Source organism: Polyangium jinanense, from assembly GCF_028435365.1.
Genome location: NZ_JAGTJJ010000116.1, coordinates 1 through 16343, shown reverse-complemented (window position 1 = coordinate 16343; position 16343 = coordinate 1). Strand labels below are relative to the sequence as shown.

13 protein-coding genes are annotated in these 16343 nt (G+C 69.2%); 5 read left to right on the top strand and 8 right to left on the bottom strand.

Going from position 1 to position 16343, the window contains the following annotated elements:
* The first annotated feature begins 231 nt into the window (after nt 1-231).
* From KEG57_RS54040 to KEG57_RS54025, 4 genes are all read left to right on the top strand, one after another.
* Nucleotides 232-1650 (top strand): tetratricopeptide repeat protein, encoded by a 1419-nt coding sequence (locus KEG57_RS54040; RefSeq protein ID WP_272460067.1) that lies wholly within the window; start codon nt 232-234, stop codon nt 1648-1650.
* A 171-nt stretch (nt 1651-1821) separates the two neighbouring features.
* Entirely contained in the window at nt 1822-2481 is a 660-nt protein-coding gene (locus tag KEG57_RS54035) for a tetratricopeptide repeat protein (protein WP_272428944.1), read from the top strand.
* 21 nt (nt 2482-2502) lie between these two features.
* Nucleotides 2503-3765 carry a c-type cytochrome gene (locus KEG57_RS54030; protein ID WP_272428946.1) on the top strand — a complete coding sequence of 421 codons (1263 nt, stop codon included), beginning with the start codon at nt 2503-2505 and terminating at the stop codon, nt 3763-3765.
* A 114-nt stretch (nt 3766-3879) separates the two neighbouring features.
* On the top strand, nt 3880-4449 hold the full coding sequence (locus KEG57_RS54025; protein WP_272460066.1) for a cytochrome C: 570 nt from the start codon (nt 3880-3882) through the stop codon (nt 4447-4449).
* Between the two features lie 3 nt (nt 4450-4452).
* On the opposite strand, the gene KEG57_RS54020 is transcribed toward KEG57_RS54025, so the two are convergent.
* The 8 genes from KEG57_RS54020 to KEG57_RS53985 all read right to left on the bottom strand — a co-directional run bounded on the left by KEG57_RS54020 (nt 4453) and on the right by KEG57_RS53985 (nt 14819).
* Nucleotides 4453-4821 (bottom strand): VOC family protein, encoded by a 369-nt coding sequence (locus KEG57_RS54020; RefSeq protein WP_272428949.1) that lies wholly within the window; start codon nt 4819-4821, stop codon nt 4453-4455.
* On the bottom strand, nt 4809-5594 hold the full coding sequence (locus KEG57_RS54015; protein ID WP_272460065.1) for a hypothetical protein: 786 nt from the start codon (nt 5592-5594) through the stop codon (nt 4809-4811). Before KEG57_RS54015 ends, KEG57_RS54020 begins: the two co-directional genes overlap by 13 nt.
* Nucleotides 5595-5601: 7 nt before the next feature.
* A complete protein-coding gene (locus KEG57_RS54010; protein ID WP_272428952.1) occupies nt 5602-6483 on the bottom strand; it encodes a phytanoyl-CoA dioxygenase family protein in 882 nt (293 codons plus the stop codon).
* Nucleotides 6484-6562: 79 nt separating this feature from the next.
* Nucleotides 6563-7627 carry an Ig-like domain-containing domain gene (locus KEG57_RS54005; RefSeq protein WP_272460064.1) on the bottom strand — a complete coding sequence of 355 codons (1065 nt, stop codon included), beginning with the start codon at nt 7625-7627 and terminating at the stop codon, nt 6563-6565.
* Between the two features lie 18 nt (nt 7628-7645).
* Nucleotides 7646-9313, bottom strand: a complete 1668-nt coding sequence (locus KEG57_RS54000) for a hypothetical protein (protein WP_272460063.1) — start codon at nt 9311-9313, stop codon at nt 7646-7648.
* A 63-nt stretch (nt 9314-9376) separates the two neighbouring features.
* Entirely contained in the window at nt 9377-12100 is a 2724-nt protein-coding gene (locus KEG57_RS53995) for a bifunctional serine/threonine-protein kinase/ABC transporter substrate-binding protein (protein WP_272428958.1), read from the bottom strand.
* A 504-nt stretch (nt 12101-12604) separates the two neighbouring features.
* Nucleotides 12605-13960 (bottom strand): restriction endonuclease, encoded by a 1356-nt coding sequence (locus KEG57_RS53990; RefSeq protein ID WP_272422470.1) that lies wholly within the window; start codon nt 13958-13960, stop codon nt 12605-12607.
* 94 nt (nt 13961-14054) lie between these two features.
* Nucleotides 14055-14819 carry a glutathione S-transferase family protein gene (locus KEG57_RS53985; protein WP_272422469.1) on the bottom strand — a complete coding sequence of 255 codons (765 nt, stop codon included), beginning with the start codon at nt 14817-14819 and terminating at the stop codon, nt 14055-14057.
* A 27-nt stretch (nt 14820-14846) separates the two neighbouring features.
* On the opposite strand from KEG57_RS53985, the gene KEG57_RS53980 reads away from it, so the two are divergent.
* On the top strand, nt 14847-16019 hold the full coding sequence (locus tag KEG57_RS53980; protein WP_272422468.1) for a ferritin-like domain-containing protein: 1173 nt from the start codon (nt 14847-14849) through the stop codon (nt 16017-16019).
* Nucleotides 16020-16343: the final 324 nt, after the last annotated feature.

Genomic DNA, 16343 nt, shown 5'->3' with positions numbered 1-16343 from the left:
ACGGTGAGCACGGCATGGCCTTGAAGAGGCCGAGCACGACGGTAAGCTCGCCGTCCCCGAGCGGGATCCCTGCAAACCCGTCCCACTCGCGTTTGCGTTAGCGTTTGCGTTTGCGTTTGCGTTTGCGTTTGCGTTTGCGCCTCCGCCTCCGCCTCCGCCCCCGCCTCCGCCTCCGCCCCCGCCTCCGCTTCCGCTTCCGCTCCCGTCCCCCCTCGACTACCTTCCCGCCCGATGCAGCCGCTCTCCTCCTCCGCCCTCCGCGAGGCCCTCTTCGACGCCGTCGACGAAGGCGACCTCGACCGCCTCTCCTCCCTCTGCGAGGCGCACGAGCAAGCCATCTGCGACGCCTTCCCCGGCTGGCGCACCCTCCCTGAGCCGTACCGCGAAGGCCCCCGACTGCGCTGGTACATCCAGGGCATGACCTCCGTCGCGCAGCACATGGCCGCCATGCGCGGCCGCCCCGAACTCTTCGCGGCCCTCACCACTGTCCCCGAGGACACCCAGGCCCTCCTCCGCCGCCTCGAACAGGCCCTCGCCGACATCGACGCCCTTGCCGCCGAGGGCCGTTATGCCGAGGCCGAAGCCAAGGCCCGCGCCGCGCTCGCGGAGGCCTCTGGCCACAAGAGCGGCCATCAGGCCATGCTCACGGGCCGCCTCGGCGAATGCCTCTTCCACACCGGCCGCGTCGCCGAGGCCCGCGCCCCCTTCGAGGCGACCCTCACCCTCTGTGAAGAGTCGGGCGACGACCAGGGCGCTCTCGCCGCCCTCTTCTCCCTCTTCGAGGTCCGCCGCTACCTCGGCGACACCGCCGAGGCCGCCGCCACCGCCGAGCGCATTGCCTCCGTCCTCGACCGCCTTGGCGACGCTGACGAGGCGCGCACCTTCCGCCGCCGCGCCGAGCGCGTCCGGGCTGGCGAGCCGCGGTGCCGCGTCGTCGCCCTCGTCAACGGCAAACCTGCCGAACTCGACGAACTTGGCGGCCTCCAGGGCTCCGTCCAGTTCATCTACGAGCGCAACCGCCCCGAGCTCCGCGCCGCGTCCATTGCCACCGAGGAGGGCGAGCGCCTCGGCGCCGCCGGCGAGTTCGTCCGTGCGCTCGAAGCCTTCCGCCGCGCTGCTGTCGCCGATCGACACGACCCCTCACCGGTCTACCAGGCCGGCGTCACGTGCCTCTTCATGGGCCGCGCTGCCGAGGCCGCGGAGCTCTTCCGCAAAACCGAGGAACTCGCTCCCGGCTGGTTCCGCTGCCGCGCCTACCGCTACCTCGCCGAACGCATTTCCGCCGGCACCCTCGACCCGGGCGTCTTTGCCGCCGTCACCGAGTTCGACCGCCCCGACCTCGACCCCACCGAGAAAATCCGCCGTGCCCGCGAGGCCCTCGCGAAGACCGACCTCGGATTGCTCCACGTCGCCCTCGGCGATGCCCTCGCGGCGGAGCGAAAATCCCTCGAAGCGCGTGCTGCCTATCGCCGCGGCCTCGACCTCGCCGAGGAGCCCGACGTCCGCACCCAGCTCCTCGTCAAGCTCGGCAACCTCGTCGACGACCCGGCCGAGCGCATTCGCCTCTACCGGGATGCCATCGCCCTCGACGGAAACCTCCTCTTCGCCGCCGTCGCCCGCCTCTCGCTCGCCTCGCTCCCCTCGGCCTGACCCCTGAAAGATCCCGCCTGACTCCTGAAAGATCCCGCCCCCAAGCGGCGTTTGTCCTCTGCTCGCCGCTGCCGGAATTTCTCGCAAAACTTTTTTCGCCGGCCGCTGTCACAGAAGAACCACCCGCTCCGATACCCGGGTTGAACCGCTCGTTCACCAGAGGAGGTTACGATGCTCACCATCAAGGGTCTCGCCGTTCGTTTTGCCCTCGGTCTCGCTGCCCTCGCTGCCATTCCGGCCGTCTCGAACGACGCGGCGGCTTGCGGCGACGTCTTCATCCCCGAGATCGACCACCGCATCCAGGGCCTCGCGAACGCCGAGCAGACCATGCGCGACGGCAAGATCGTGGCCTCGGCCCAGTCGATCGTGCGCATGTTCCCCGAGATCCGCAGCATCAACCCGGGCAAGGACGGCATGCTCCAGCGCGCCCAGCGCACCCTCGCCGTCGCCCTCGTCCGCGCCGACGGCGGCATCGACCTCGACCCGACCTGGCGTGGCAAGACGCCCGAGCAGCGCCAAAAGAACGTCGCCTGGGCCGTCGCGGCGCTCGAGCGGCTCCGCGAGCAGCGGAAGAACGATCCTGCCGTCGACACGGATCTCGGCGAAGCGCTCGCCAAGGTCTCTGGTCGCAAGGACGAGGCGCGCAGCTTGCTCCAGGGCCTCGCCGACCGCGACCTCATGGCCACGCCGCAGGGCTACGCCACCCTCGGCCGCCTCCAAAACGAGGCCGGCAACACGACCGCCCGCGACGCCGCCGTTCAGCGCTGCAACACGATGGCCAAGGACAGCTCGATCTGCCAGGTCCCCACGAGCCAGGGGGGCCAGAGCTAGCCGCTCGAAAGGATTTCATCCGTGCCCCGCGCGCTCGTCCTTGTTGTCGGTCTGGTCCTCCTCCTCCTCGGCTGTCGCAAGGACGAGCGCGCGGAGGCACCTTCGCCCGCTCCCTCCGCGAGCGCGACCACGCTCGCACAAGCCCAAGCCCCCGAACCGCCGCCCGGCGACCCCGCAAAGGGAAAAACCCTCGTCGCCAAGTTCGAGTGCAACCGCTGCCACGAGGGCACCGGCCTCGAACAACCCAAGCTCGACCAGGATTGCGTCCGTTGCCACCAGGAGATTCACGCCGGCACGTACCAGGCCTCGGCGAGCACGCTCTCGAAGTGGCAAAAGACCATCGTCCACTTCCGCGAAACCCCGTCGCTCGCGAACATCGGCGGCCGATTGCGTCGCGGCTTCATCGAGAAGTTTCTGCTCGAACCGCACGACGTCCGCCCGCACCTCGATACGTCGATGCCGCGCCTCGCGATGACGCCGGAAGAGGCGCGTGACGTCGCCGCGTGGCTCACGTCCTCCGCGACGCCGGCCCCGGCGGTCGCACTCGAAGGCGCGAGCGTCGAGAAGGGAAGCGCGATTTTCGAGGCGAAGGGCTGCCGCCAGTGCCACGAATACACCGGCGCCCCGCGCGCAGCGCTCCCGGCCGGCGTGGCCGACCTCGAAGGCAAAGGCGAGCGCATGGCCCGCGCGCTCGCGCCGGATCTGCGGTACGTCCGCGAGCGCATGGCCCCCGGCGAGCTCGTCCGCTGGCTCGACGACCCGAAGGCGCAAAAGCCCGACACGCTCATGCCGAAGACGCCGCTCTCACCCGACGAGCAGCGGGATCTCGCGGCCTTCCTGTTCCGCGCTGAGCTAGCGCCCAAAATCGCAAAAATCATCCCGCCGCGCCTGCCCGTGCTCGACCGCAAGGTCACGTACGAGGAGGTCAGCCGCCGCGTCTTCCGCAACACCTGCTGGCATTGCCACGCCGAACCCGATTATGCGATCGGCGACGGCGGACCGGGAAACACGGGCGGCTTCGGCTATCGGCCCCGTGGCCTGAACCTCGCCGAATACGAGGGCATCCAGGCCGGTTACGTCGACGACAAGGGCGAGCGCCGCAGCATCTTCTCGCCGATGCCCGACGGCACGCCGCGCCTCGTATACGCCATGCTCGCCCGGGTTCGCGAGGAGGCGGGACAAACCGACCCGGCCGTCCGCGGAATGCCCCTCTCCTTGCCCCCCGTCACGCCCGAGGACATCCAGCTCGTCGAGACCTGGATCGCGCAGGGCCGGCCGCAATAACCGCCGAATCCTGAATCGCCTACCCGTGCCCCGAGCGCACGGGCGGACGGGCGCCCCGCTTGCATGGGCGGATGCGGACGCGCGTCTGGCGCGGCTCCGGGGAGGCGTTCATCCATGCATCGGCGATCGTTCATCATGCTCGGCCTTTCTGGGGTGCTCGTCTCGTGCGCCGTCGAGGTGACGGGAACCGGAGAGCCGGGAGAGGCGCCCATGCCGCTCGACGTGCGGGCCGAGATCGGGCTGAGAATCGCCCCCGTGCCGCTGAAGCTGGAGAACGCGGATCCGTACCTCGTCGGGATCGGGAGTTATTACGTCAACGCGGCATCCGCCTGCGTCGATTGTCATAGCTGCCCGACGTATTCGCCTGGCGAATCCCCGTTCACCGGCGGTCGCGGCCGCCTCGACGCCGCGCATTACCTCGGGGGCGGCGTGCCCATGGGGACGAACCTCAAGGCGCCGAGCCTCGCGCCCGACGCGAATGGTTTGCCCGGCGGGCTCACGCGCGACCAGTTCCTATCCGCCATGCGTACCGGAAAAGATCCGAACGACCCGAACCGGATCCTCCAGCTCATGCCCTGGTCCCTTTACAGAGCCATGGCCGAGGGGGATCTCGTCGCCATGTACGAATACCTGCGCGTCATCCCGGCCGCGCAGCCGGGCACGTGCACCGGCCCGGGGCAATGAGCGTCAGCCCGACGTGTGCTCCAGCAGCTCGATTCGATTGCCGAACGGATCGTGGACGAACACCCGCGCGATGCCGTCGATCGGCGGGCCGTCCACGACCGTCACGCCCGCGGCCCGCAGGCCCTCGACGAGCGCGGCGAGCCCGTCGACGAGCAGGCCCGGGTGCGCTTTCCGCGCCGGATGAAAGTCCGCCTCGACGCCGAGGTGAATCTTCACCGCACCCGCCTCGAACCACGCGCCGCCGCGCTTGACCATGTCGGCCGGTTTCGGCACCTCGGTGAGCCCGAGGAGGTTTCCGTAGAATGCACGCGCCTCGTCCTCGCGACCCGCGGGCATGGCGAGCTGGACGTGATCGATGGCTAGGATCGGCATGGAATCGTCTCTCCCTCGTTCGGCTCCCCGAGGTGGCGCGGGAATTCCTTCACTGTGAAGAGGTGCCGCGCCGCCGAAATCGGATCCCCTGGCAACCGGCAAAAATACCGCATCGAGGTCCGGAGCGAGCCGAACGTGCGCTCGAGGTCCTCCCAGCGAGCGCTTCCTTCCACGTTCGCGCGCAGGGGAGGGGGCGCGGCCGGGTCCTTGCGGAAGTCACGCACGTAATCGAGCAGCCGCACGTGATAGTCGGGCTCTTCCACGATTGCCGCGATGGCCTCGCCCCGCGGGTGCGTTCCGGCGATCATCGATTCGACCTGCCCTTCGAGCTCGGCGAGCCCGTCGTCCCACATCGTGAGCAGCTCCAGATCGTACCGCGGATTCGCGTGCACGATCTGCATGAGGTGGCCGATCACGTTGTCCCGGGTGCTGAAGAAGCCGACCGGATCCGCGAGCGAGGCCGGTTCTTCGAGGAAACGCAGGATCTGGTGGAACGTGTAATCGATGCCGACGCGCTGGTAATACTCGGAGGAGGCGGGCGAGATCCAGAACCGCAGCATGTCGAGCGCGCCGAGGACGAGCTGGATCCGCGTCGGCGCCGCTTCGATGACGCCCGCCTTTTGGAGCCGCGAGAGCCGCGCGTCGAGCTCGCGGCCCTTGCCGTACGCCGCGAGATTCCCGCCGAAGCGGGCGATTTTCCCGGCCATCGCCGCGGGGCTCCCCGCCGCGCGGGCGAGGAGCCGGATCGGGGAATCCGTGCGCCGCGGCGTCATGCGCGTCTCAGAACCGCGCGAATCGCCGCAGCCGGAAGTAGACCGGCGTCGGGCTGTTCTCGTCCTTCAATTTCTCCGGCCCCTCCATCAGGGGCACGTACATCACGCGCCGCTGGCTCGCGTCGCCAGCCACGCTCGCCTCCGCGACCCGATGCCAGATGCGGCCGTCATGGATCGTCAGATCCCCCGCCTCGGCCTCGAGCGCATACTCGGCCGGATCCGGGTCCGTATCCATGAAATGGATCTTGCGCGTCAGCATGGGCCAGAGGCCCTGGTTGTGGGAGAACGGGAGCAGCCGCACGCCCCCCTTCTCGAGGGGCGAGTCGTCCAGGTAAAACCCGACGTTCAGGTAGCGCCGCGGCATCTCGAAATAGAAGAGATCTCGCAGGCTGTCCGTGTGCCAGCCGAGCCGCTTGTAGCTCGATCCCTCCTCGCGGCGGTAATGGTTGATGACGAGCCCGTCCCGCTCCCGTTCGCCGATGCGATATCCGGGGCCCGCGATCTCCAGGATCGCCTTGAAGCGCGGATCCTGCAGGAACGTGTGCAGCCGCTCGCCGAAGAGCGACGAGAAGCACATGCGCTGCACGAAGGGGCGCCCGTCCTTGCGCTTGCCGATGATGAGCGGCACGCCGTTGATCACCGTCCGCCCCTCGGTCACGAGGCGCTCGTCGATGGCCTCGACCTCCTCCACGAGCTTCGCGACCTCGGCGCGCGGCAGGAAGTTCTTGAAGCGGATGAACCCGAACGTGTCGAGGAATTCGACCTGCTCCGGCGTCAGCCGCTCGCCGAGCTCGAAGCGCGGCATCTCGATGCAACGGTTCATCGGCGGCGCGGACGCGTTCGTCGGTTTCGCCGGGGCCTCGGAGGCTTCGATGGTCGTCGTGGTCATGTCTCGGCTTCTACCAAATTTCCCAGCCGGCGCTGCACGCGTGCCGTGTCACGAATCGGACACGGTACGGTCAGCCTGCTCAGGGGGCGGGCGGCGGATCCGGGATGCCCGGCGGCGCCTCCTCCGCGGAGACCATCCGGCCGAGGAGGTTTCCTTCGCCCTTGCCGCTCGCCGTCGTGCCGATGAGCACCGTGTCCGCCGCCAGCGTGCCCGTGCCGCGAAGCACGCCGTTCGCGTCGGGGGCGAACTCGGCCGTGAGCGTGACGTTGCGCAGCGTGACCGGCGGGATTTGCACCACGACGTCCGTGGGCGCGGTGGCGAACACGACCTTGCCGCCGGGCTGATCCACGGCGCAGCCTTCGATCGTGAACGAGTATCCGGTCGGCGGGGTGCCGTACGGCACGTAATCCGAGTGCTCGTCCGGCGTGCCCGCGCGCTCGGAGGGCGCGACGCACTGGGGCTCGGGCAAGAGCCGGCAGACCTCGGTGCTCTTGCACGACATCGGACAAACCTGGGTCTTGTCGCGATCGGCGTTCGTGGCCTGTCCGCGCACGCGCCCCGTCTCGGGGTCGACGTAGAACGAGGCCCAGAGCTGGACCTGCGTCTGCAGCGGTTTCTCGATGTCCGCGAGCAGGAAGTACTTTCCGGTCGGGAAGATCGTCGAGGGTTTGTCGCACTCGAGCTTGAACGTGTAGCCGAAGAGCAGGCGCTTGCGGACCGTCGTGACGTTGCCCGCGACGTCGCTGAGGCCCGCCTCGATCACGAGCGCGAGCTTCGGGCCGACGGGCAAGGGCGCGCTCGGCTTGATCACGAGCGTCGCGTTCGCGTCGACGAGCTCGGCCGTGCCGCCCGTGGTGAGGGCCGTCGAGAACGCGAAAAACTCCTCGGGCGTGCTCTCGGGATCGGTGTCCTCGTCGAGGAGGTTGCCCTCCACATCGGTCTCGAGGCGAACGATCGAGACGTGGAGCGTCGAGGGATCGACGGGCTCGGAGAACGCGAGGACGATCGGCGCCGTCGCGTCTTCGAGGACGCCGTCTTCGGCGTCGACGATGCGCGGCTGCGGGGGGCCGTCGTAGAGCTCGCAGCCGGCGCCGAGCGGGGCCAGGAGCGAGAGCAAGAGGAGCGAGAGAGGAAGACGTCGCATGTCCGTGCTCCGCGCGATCTAGAAGAAAAACGTGGTGCGGCCCTGGAGGAGGACGCTGCGCGCGGCGTAGCCGTCCTCGTTCCGGAGAGCGTCGCCAGGGAAGAGCACCGCGGCCTCGAAATCGAAGAGGAAGTGGTCGAGGTAGCGGTAGGAGATGCGCCCGTCGAGCTCGGTGCCGTAGTAACGGCCAGGCTTGCCGCCGGCGAAGTTGACGAGATCGTCCTCGATCGTGAGGCCGTCGCGGGCGAGGAGCGAGTTCACCGGATCGACGACGGGCGCGGCGGCGAACGCGAAGAGCGCGCCGCCGCGCAGCGTGAGGCCACGGATCGGGCGGATGTCGAACTGCGGGAAGATCGCGATCGCGTTCGTGAAGGCGCCGCGGTTGTACACCGAGTCCGAGGGAAAACTCGGGGCGCCGAGGCGATTCAAGAGCTCGGTGCCCGCGGCCGCGACGCGCGCGGTCTGGAACGCGAGGACGTGCTCGAAGAGCAAGAGGCCCACGTTCGCGTCCTCGGCGAAGACGAACTGCGTGAGCGGCGTGCGGTTGTTCGGATCGGCGTCGCCGGAGGCGTAATCGAACTCGAGGTACGCGGTGTAGAGGGGCTTGTCATAACGGACGACAGCGCGCGCGCCGCCCTGGAGGATGCGCTGATCGACGACGGGATCGTTCGAGATGTAGCTGTTCGCCAGGGCGATCTCGCGGGTCGAGCCGACGTTCATCGCGCCTTCGGCGGTGAGGTGGAAGTCGCCGATGCGCCCCATCGCCTTCAGGCCGAAGCTGTTGATGCTGGAGCTGTTCGCGTCGTCCCAGCGGTGCACGTAGTAGGCGCCGGCGAAGACGTCGCGGGCGAAGCCGAGGTGGGGCGCGAGGTAACGGACGGCGACGTCGACCTGCTGCACGTCGTCGGCGAAGAGCTGCACGCTGTCGGTGACCCAGCGATCGTAGGCGAGCGCGAGGATGACCCCGCGGTTCTCCGAGGTGTCGCGCTCCTCCTTGGGCTTGAAGGCCTCGAGGGGCTTGGTCGCGAAGAGGACACGGTCGACGAGGTTGCCCTGCCGGCTGAAGCCGAAGCGGTTCGTGCGGCCGTCGCCGTCCGCGGCCTGGATGCCCATGCCGTTGTTTGCGGACTGGCGGCCCACGCGGAGCAGGCCGATCGGGAGCACGACGTCGCCGTAGGCCTTGCGGAAGCGGATCTGCTCCTGCGAGCAGAGCGTGTAGCCGTAATCGTCGGCGTTCAAAGGATCGGTCCCGCGCAAGCCGACGCAGGGCGTGGTGACGTTGGGACTGCGGGCGTTGATGTTCGTCCCGAAGTTCGGCTTGGGGCCGGAGGCGAGCGTGCCGTTGTCGCCCCAGAGCACGCCGTCGAGCATGTCGGCCGAGGCGTAGAGGCGCACCTTGTCGAGGTAGTCGACGCCGACGTCGAGGCGCAGGCGGTGCTCGATCCAGCTCACGCGCCGGTTCGACTCGCTGTTCAGCGCGATGGGGTTCACGTAGAGCAGGTTCGCGCGATACTCGGCGCCGGCGCGGAAGCCGAACTTGTCGAGCGCATATCGCGTCCCCTGGCCCTTCGGATCCGGATCCGTCCAGGCCTCGGTGGTCTGTGCGTGCGCGTCGCCCGAGCAGAGCGCGAGCGAGAGGGCGAGGGCCGAAGGGAGCGAGGCGAAGAGGGCGGCGGGCTTTCGCATGGCGCGGGAAGATCCGCACCGTATCCGCACTCGGCCTGTAGGCGCAACGCCTTGCCGCATCCGTTACGGACAGCGCATCGCGCCTTCGAGCTTGCCGGTCTTCGCGCGGTAGACGAGGCCCGACTCGGCCGCGACGCGGCGCTTCGGATCGAGGCAATACACGGCGAAATCGACCGTCGCGTCGCCGGTCTCCGGATCGAAGTCGAGCGAGGTCTGCGCGCCCGTGAGGTCGATATTTTTACCGCCGCGTAGGACCTTGATCGCCGTGTAGATCCCGCCCTGGCCGACCTCGACCGGCTCGCCAGGGGGCACGAGGCGGCGCACGGCGCGCGCGAGCCCGCGGCCCGTAATCGGCTCGTCGCCGAGCGCGAGCGCGGCGTACGCGACGGCGTAAAACGCGTCATACGGCGCGCTCGTCGAGTCGTACGGCGTGACCTTGTCGGGGAAGATTTCGTTGTGGTGCACGACGAACTTCGCGAGCGCGGGGTTCATCGCGGCGTCGACGCTGAGCAGCCTTCGCGAGGCGTCCGGGCGCTCGGCGACGAGCTTCAAGAAGTCGTCGGACGCGAGCGAGCCCGACATGACGTAATGCGGCCGGAAGCGGAGGTTCTTCGGCCAGCGTCGCTCGAGCTCGACGAAGAACTGCGCGCCCGCCCCGGCCTCGAAGACGACGTGCGGCGCGAACGAGCCGATCGACTCGATCAAGGGCGCGACGGCGTCGCCGGTCTGCGATCCGGAGAGCTCGTCCTTCACCACGAACTGGCGCAGATCGTCGCCGTTCTCATGGGCGCTCTTGCCGTTCCAGCGCAAGGCCGAGACGAGTTTGTCCGCGTGGCTCACGCCGGAGGCGTTGTCGACGCGGACGATGGCGACGCGTAACGCCTCGTCCGGGCGGAGGATCCCGGGCCGCTTGCGGATCTCCGGCTCGAGCACGTGCTCGAGGAACGCGGCCTTCGCGTCCGTGGACATGGTCGCGCTCGTGGTCACGCGCAAGACGAAGCGCGGATCGCCCGGCGCGTGCGCGATGTCCGTGAGCATCGAGGCCGTGTTCGAGGCGAGCGCGAGCACGCCCTTCGGCAAGAAGTGCGAGCTCGCGAGGTCGAGGACCTCCTTGCTGCGCGCGAAACCGAGGACCGCGGGGACGCCGATGTCGTCGACGAGGTGCGACGCCGCGCGTTCGGCGGCTTCGGTGTCGTCGCAGAGGACGATCCCGATCGGGCGAGGTTTCCCCGCGCCGCTCGCGGGCGGCAGGCCGCCTGTGAGGTTCGCGAAATCGCGGCGCGCGAGGTCCACGGCGCGCGCGGCTTGCCGGCCGTACGGCGTGCCCTTCTTCTCGTCGTGCGGGTACATCGCGCCGATCCAGAGCGTGCCGTCGTTCTCGACGTCACGATCGTCGGCGAGGACGCGGCACTGATCGGTCTCGAGCGTGACGCAGGCGCCGCGGTCCTTGCGGCAAATCGCGTGTTTGTCGCCGCCCGGGATCGCGCAGTCGGCGTTCGTCACACATACGGGGCGCGGCGCGGGGTTCGGAGGGGCTGGCGGCACGTCGGTCAGCACGAGGTGGTTCGCGCGGGCCACGAAGAGCACGAGGAGCGTGGCGATCATGCCGAAACCCGCCGACATCATGAGCACGGCGCGCGCCCGGGAAGGACGCTGCTCGGTGGGCCGCGACGAGAGAGGCTCGCTCACCGTGTTCTGCGGCGCGCCGTCGACCGGCGCGGCGGCCGGCGCGAGTGAGGGCGGGCGCGGTGAGCCTTCGTTTGGTGGGGGCACGTCGAGCACCGTCTCGACGAGCTCGGCCCGCGGCCGCGACGTGACGACACGCCCCGACGCGGGCTGGAGCGAGATGCGCCCCGACGACGACGGCGCGAACGCGAGGGCGCTGCCGCTGTTGCGAGGTCCAACGACGGAGAGCGGCTCGCCGTACACCGCCATGTGGGCCATGCCGATCGCGTCGCGCATCTCGCGCGCGTCCTCGAACCTGTCGTGCCGTGAATACGCGAGGGCCTCGTCGATGACGCGGGCGATCTCGCGCGGGACCTCGGGTGCGACGTCGAGGAGGCGCGGCGCGGGCTTGGTCGCGGTGCTCGTGAGCAGCTCCGTCGCGCGGCTCGCGTCGTGCACGAGTCTGCCCGTGATGAGCGTGAACATCGTCGCGCCTGCGGCCCAGAGGTCGGTGCGCGCGTCGATGGCGCCTCGATCCCCGAGGGCCTGCTCGGGCGGCATGTACGCGGGGGTGCCGGCGACGCCGCCGCCGGGACCACCTTCCTCGTCGGCGACGCGCGCGATGCCGAAGTCGAGGATCTTGAGGGTGCCGTCGGACGTGATGAACACGTTCTCCGGCTTGATGTCGCGATGCACGATGCCCTTGTCGTGCGCGGCCGCGAGCGCGTCGCAGAGCGCGTGGCCGATGACGAGGACCTCGCGGGAGGCGAGGTTCCCGCCCGCGCGCCTTCGCCGCTGGTCGAGGGTCTCGCCTTCGAGCAGCTCCATCACGAGGAACGGGCAGCCGTCGTCGGAGAGGTCGTCGTCGAGGACGCGCACGGCGCCGGGGTGCTCGATCCGGTTCGCGACGTAGCCTTCGCGGACGAAGCGGTCGCGCTGGGTGACGCTGGCGGAGAGCTCGGGGTGGAGGATCTTGAGGGCGACCCGGTGACCGTTGCGGTGAACGGCGAGGTAGACCGTCGCCATGCCGCCCACGCCGAGCACACGCTCGATGCGGTACTTGTCCCGGAGCGTTTTGCCGACACGACGTGCGGCGTGCTCGCGGGCAGAGGGCGGGGGCATGGCGGAAAGGAGGATACCCGATCAGGGAATTTCCGGAACGGGGGGTTCGCCGCGATGCGCTACGTCGGGTCGGTCTCGGTCGGATCCGGCGGGGGAGGGGAGGCGCTTGGTCCTCAAAAGTGTACGAACGTGAACAGCGGAATGTTACCGCTTGGCGCATCGCTGGGGCGTTGCCCCAGGCCCCACCCGGGGCTATCCGCCCCGGGACCCGGACCAGCGCAAGCGCTGGACCCGGGGTCGATGAACTGCGCGATGCGCAGTTCATCGAACAGGCCGAGTCAAGACCAGCTACGACCTTGCCAATCAAGACAGCCGCGCTGCCATTTCTAAGGGCAACGCTGCCCCTGATCTTGCCACCGGCCCGTGGAAGAACTGCGCGGAGCGCAGTTCTTCCAACTCGAGTCCAGGGCTTGCCCTGGTTCGGGTCGAGGGGCGAACAGCCCCCGCGGGGCCCGGGGCAGCGCCCCGGCGCGACGGCAATGCTGAACGCGGACGCTCGCGCCGTCAGGCGAGCTCGAGCAGGGTATCCACGACCATCCATTTCGTGCCGGGGCCGCTTGGTTTGCCACGTTGACACTTCGCGCTCGGGACCATTCGTCGCAGACAGGATACGATGCTCTGCGCGATGGGCTCGACGACGGCGCCGGGCACTTCTTGGGGCAATTCGATCCGGATCAGATGAACGCCGTTGCCGCGGTTCTGGTGTGCGACCTTTGTCCCGGCGATTTGCCGTTCGAGCTCGGGGAGACGCTGCAGCTCTTCGTACACGCGGTCTGTGACCGACGTGTGTTCTCGCGGCTCGGGGGCCACCGTGCTTGCGCGAAGCAGGTCGATGAGCGCCTCGCGGACTGTCATTCGGGTTCTCCCGAGGTACTTCATCACGAGCTCGATGAGCTCGCCCCTCGCGATCACGCGAATGTCGATGCCGAGCTTGCCTTCGAGTGCGGCGCATTTTTCCTCGAATGCTCCGCTCGTCACCTCGGCGGTCGTCACGATGACGCCTGCGTCGATCTTGTGGAGCTCCTTGGCTTGCTCGATCTGGCCGAGTGCGCGATCGTCGTCGTGGAGCCCGTCGTTGGGCTTGATTTGCACGGCGACTTTGGATTCGAGCCCCAGCGGATCCCTCGTGTAGACGATGAGATCCGTGCCCCTCTCTCCGGTACCGCCCCAGTGCTCGACGCGCCCGCCTTCGTAGATGCATACGAACAGGTGATGCACGAGGTGCAGGAGCTCCGGGCCCTTGTATTTCGTCTGGATGTGCTTCCATGCCGCGTCGCGTACGGCTGTGAAGAACCCTTCGGCTTTTTGGGTCTCCGATTCGGGCGTCCACGTGTCCTTGCCGGACTCGATCGCGTGGACGAGCGCCTCCACGGCGGAGCCGAGCGCGTCGATCGACCACATCCTCGACAGGTTCCGCATCGTGGCGCGGAGCTCTGCGTCGACGTGCGTGTTCTCCGCGTCGACGCTGCCGATCTTCCCGCCTGGTGTGCGGATCGGATCGACATCGACGATATGGCCGTAATCGGGGCCTTCCCGCCCCGGCGCGACGACGGGCGCGAAATTGTATCCGCCCTTCACGCGCGCGAGGATCCAGCGGCCTGGCTCGGGCAGGTTCGGCAGGATGAGCACGTTGCCCGGCTTCAGGCCGTCGGGCTCGGTGTCGAGCAGGCGCCTGTTTCGCCAGACGCTTGCCTCTTCCTCGGTGAGCTTTTTTCCCGCGCGCACTTGATCGCGCAGGAGCCGCAGATCGTGTTCGCGTCGCCAGCCGAAACCCTGGCGCAGGCGGCCTTGCTCGAGCTCGCGGGTGAGGAACGGACGCTGCGTGCGATCGGTGCGGATGACGAGGTAGCGGCGTGGCATGAAAGCTCCCCCCAGAGAGCGTTTGCATTCGGACGCTACCATGCCCGCTGGTACGGGTGGTGCGGATTGAAATGGCGCGCCCGCGAAGCCTCGTTCAAGGGCGCGCGGGGGCCCGGTCTTCGCGGAACAGCCTCGCCACGAATTTCCCCGCGGGCAGCTCTTGCCAGGCGCGCATGTGGGCCGCGGGTTCCCGGGGGAGCGCGTCCATCGAGCAGAGCGGGGCGCCGTACTGCGGAGGGGCGAGGACCACGGCTGCGAGGCTCGCGAACGTGATGTCCGCCATGGTGAGCGTGTCCCCGACCAGGTAGCGGCGACCGTCTTCGAGCTTCTTGCCGACCTCGGCGAACGCGGCCTCGACTTTCCGGAGCGAGCGCTCGGCGCCTTCGGGCGTGATGCGCATGGCCCGGCGCATCGCGGGGCGGACGACCGGGAAGACGATCGGGAGCAGGCGTTTCTCCAGCCGAGGCGCGTTTTGCATGGCCGAGAGGCGGAGCACGAGGTCGCGGTCCTGCAGCATGTGGAAGTACATGAAGCGCCGGGTGTGCGGCCCGAAATGCTCGTCGAAGTGGTCCTCGAGCGCCTCGATCTCCCGGCGTTCGACGTCGTTTTTCCCGTAGAGATGCGCGCCGGGCGCGCGGCGATCCGCCCACTTGGCGATGTCCGTCGAGTCGTTGATCGCGCCCTCGTCCGTGATGAGCGCAGGCACGCTGCGATGCCCGCCCGCGCGGCGCACGGCGAGCATGTGGAACGCGGGAAGGTGGCCCGATTCGCGGTACGTGATGCCCGCGCGATCGAGCGTCCACCGAGCTTTCTCGCAGTAGTGGCTGAACGTGATCGTGACGAGCAAGGGGGATGGCATCGGGCCCTCGTCATGTATCATGCACCCATGGTCGTTTCGCTTATTTTTCGGAAGAAGCTCGCGCAGCGCGTGGCGGCCGCGCTCGGCGTCACGCTCGCCGCGCCCGTCGCGTTCGTCGGCTGCGGCGCGAAGGTCGTCGTCGACAGCGAGTCCACGGGAACAGGCGGCGCAGGCGGCGCAGGCGGCAGCACGACGACGAACGCGACGTCGAGCTCCACGGGCCCGATGGAGTGCGAAGGCGGGTGGGGGGAGCTCTCAACGTTCCTCGCGTGCATCCCGGACGTGGGCGAGTCGTGTCCCTCGACGCAGGAAGCGTACGGCCCCGTCGCGCAGAGCCTCGATATCTGCTCCTGCTTGCACTCGGTCGACGTCGGCCCGAAGCCCGATCCGAGCGGCAATGGTCTCTGCTGCTACGACATCACGATCGAGACCGTGTGCGCCGTCGGCAGGCCGCTCCTCGCCGAGGACGGCCCCGCCGTCGCGCCCGTCGAGGCCGCGCGGCGAGGTTGGTCCGAGGAGCCGCTCACGCCGAACGTCGAGGGCCTCTCAGCCGAGGCACGCGAGGCACTCGCGGAGCGCTGGATCCGCGACGGCCTGTTCGAGCACGCCTCGGTGGCCGCGTTCTCACGCCTCGCCCTCGCACTGCTCGCGCACGGGGCCGACGAATCGCTCGTCCGCGCCGCACACGAGGCGGCACTCGACGAGGTGCGGCACGCGCGGCTCTCCCTCTCGCTCGCAGCAGCATATCGAGGCGCGCCAGTCGCGCCGCGAGGGTTGCCCGAGGCGCTGTCGTTGCCGCTGGGCGAGGGCCTCGTGGAGCTCGCCGTGTCGACGGTGGTCGAGGGCGCCGTGGGCGAGACGCTCGCAGCGGTGCTCGCGTCCGAGCAGGCCGAGCGCGCATCGGATCCAGCCGTGCGCCAGGTGCTCACGGGCATCGCGGAGGACGAGGCCCGCCACGCAGAGCTCGCGTTCCGGGTCCTCGCCTTTGCAATCGCCGCAGGTGGAGCGCCCGTGCGTGACGCCGTCGCGCGAGCCTTCCGCGACGCCGCGGGCCACCTGCCTTCGCCGCCCCCGGAGCCGCCGCTCCCGGCCGAGGTGGCCGCAGCGCACGGGCACGTCCCGCGAGGGGACGCCCGCGCCGCGTTCGTCCGGGCGATGCATGACGTCGTGATGCCGCTCGGCCGCGCACTCGTGGCCTGACGACGGGGCGTTGCCCCGTACCCCAGCAGGGGGCTGTCCGCCCCCTGCACCCCGGACCAGGCACGGCCTGGACCGAAGGCGGAGAAACTGCGCGATGCGCAGTTTCTCCGACGGGCCCGTGGCAAGACCACGAGCGGCGTTGCCAGCTGAGACGGCCCGCCCTCAGTAGACACGTCAGCCCCGCTGTCTTGGTGGGCCAGCCCGTCGCCAGTCTTGACCCGGCCCGTTCGATGAACAGCGCGATGCGCAGTTCATCGACCCCGAGTCCAGCGCGTGCGCTGGTCCGGGTCCAGGGGTGGTCAACCCCTGGTCGGGGTCCGGGGT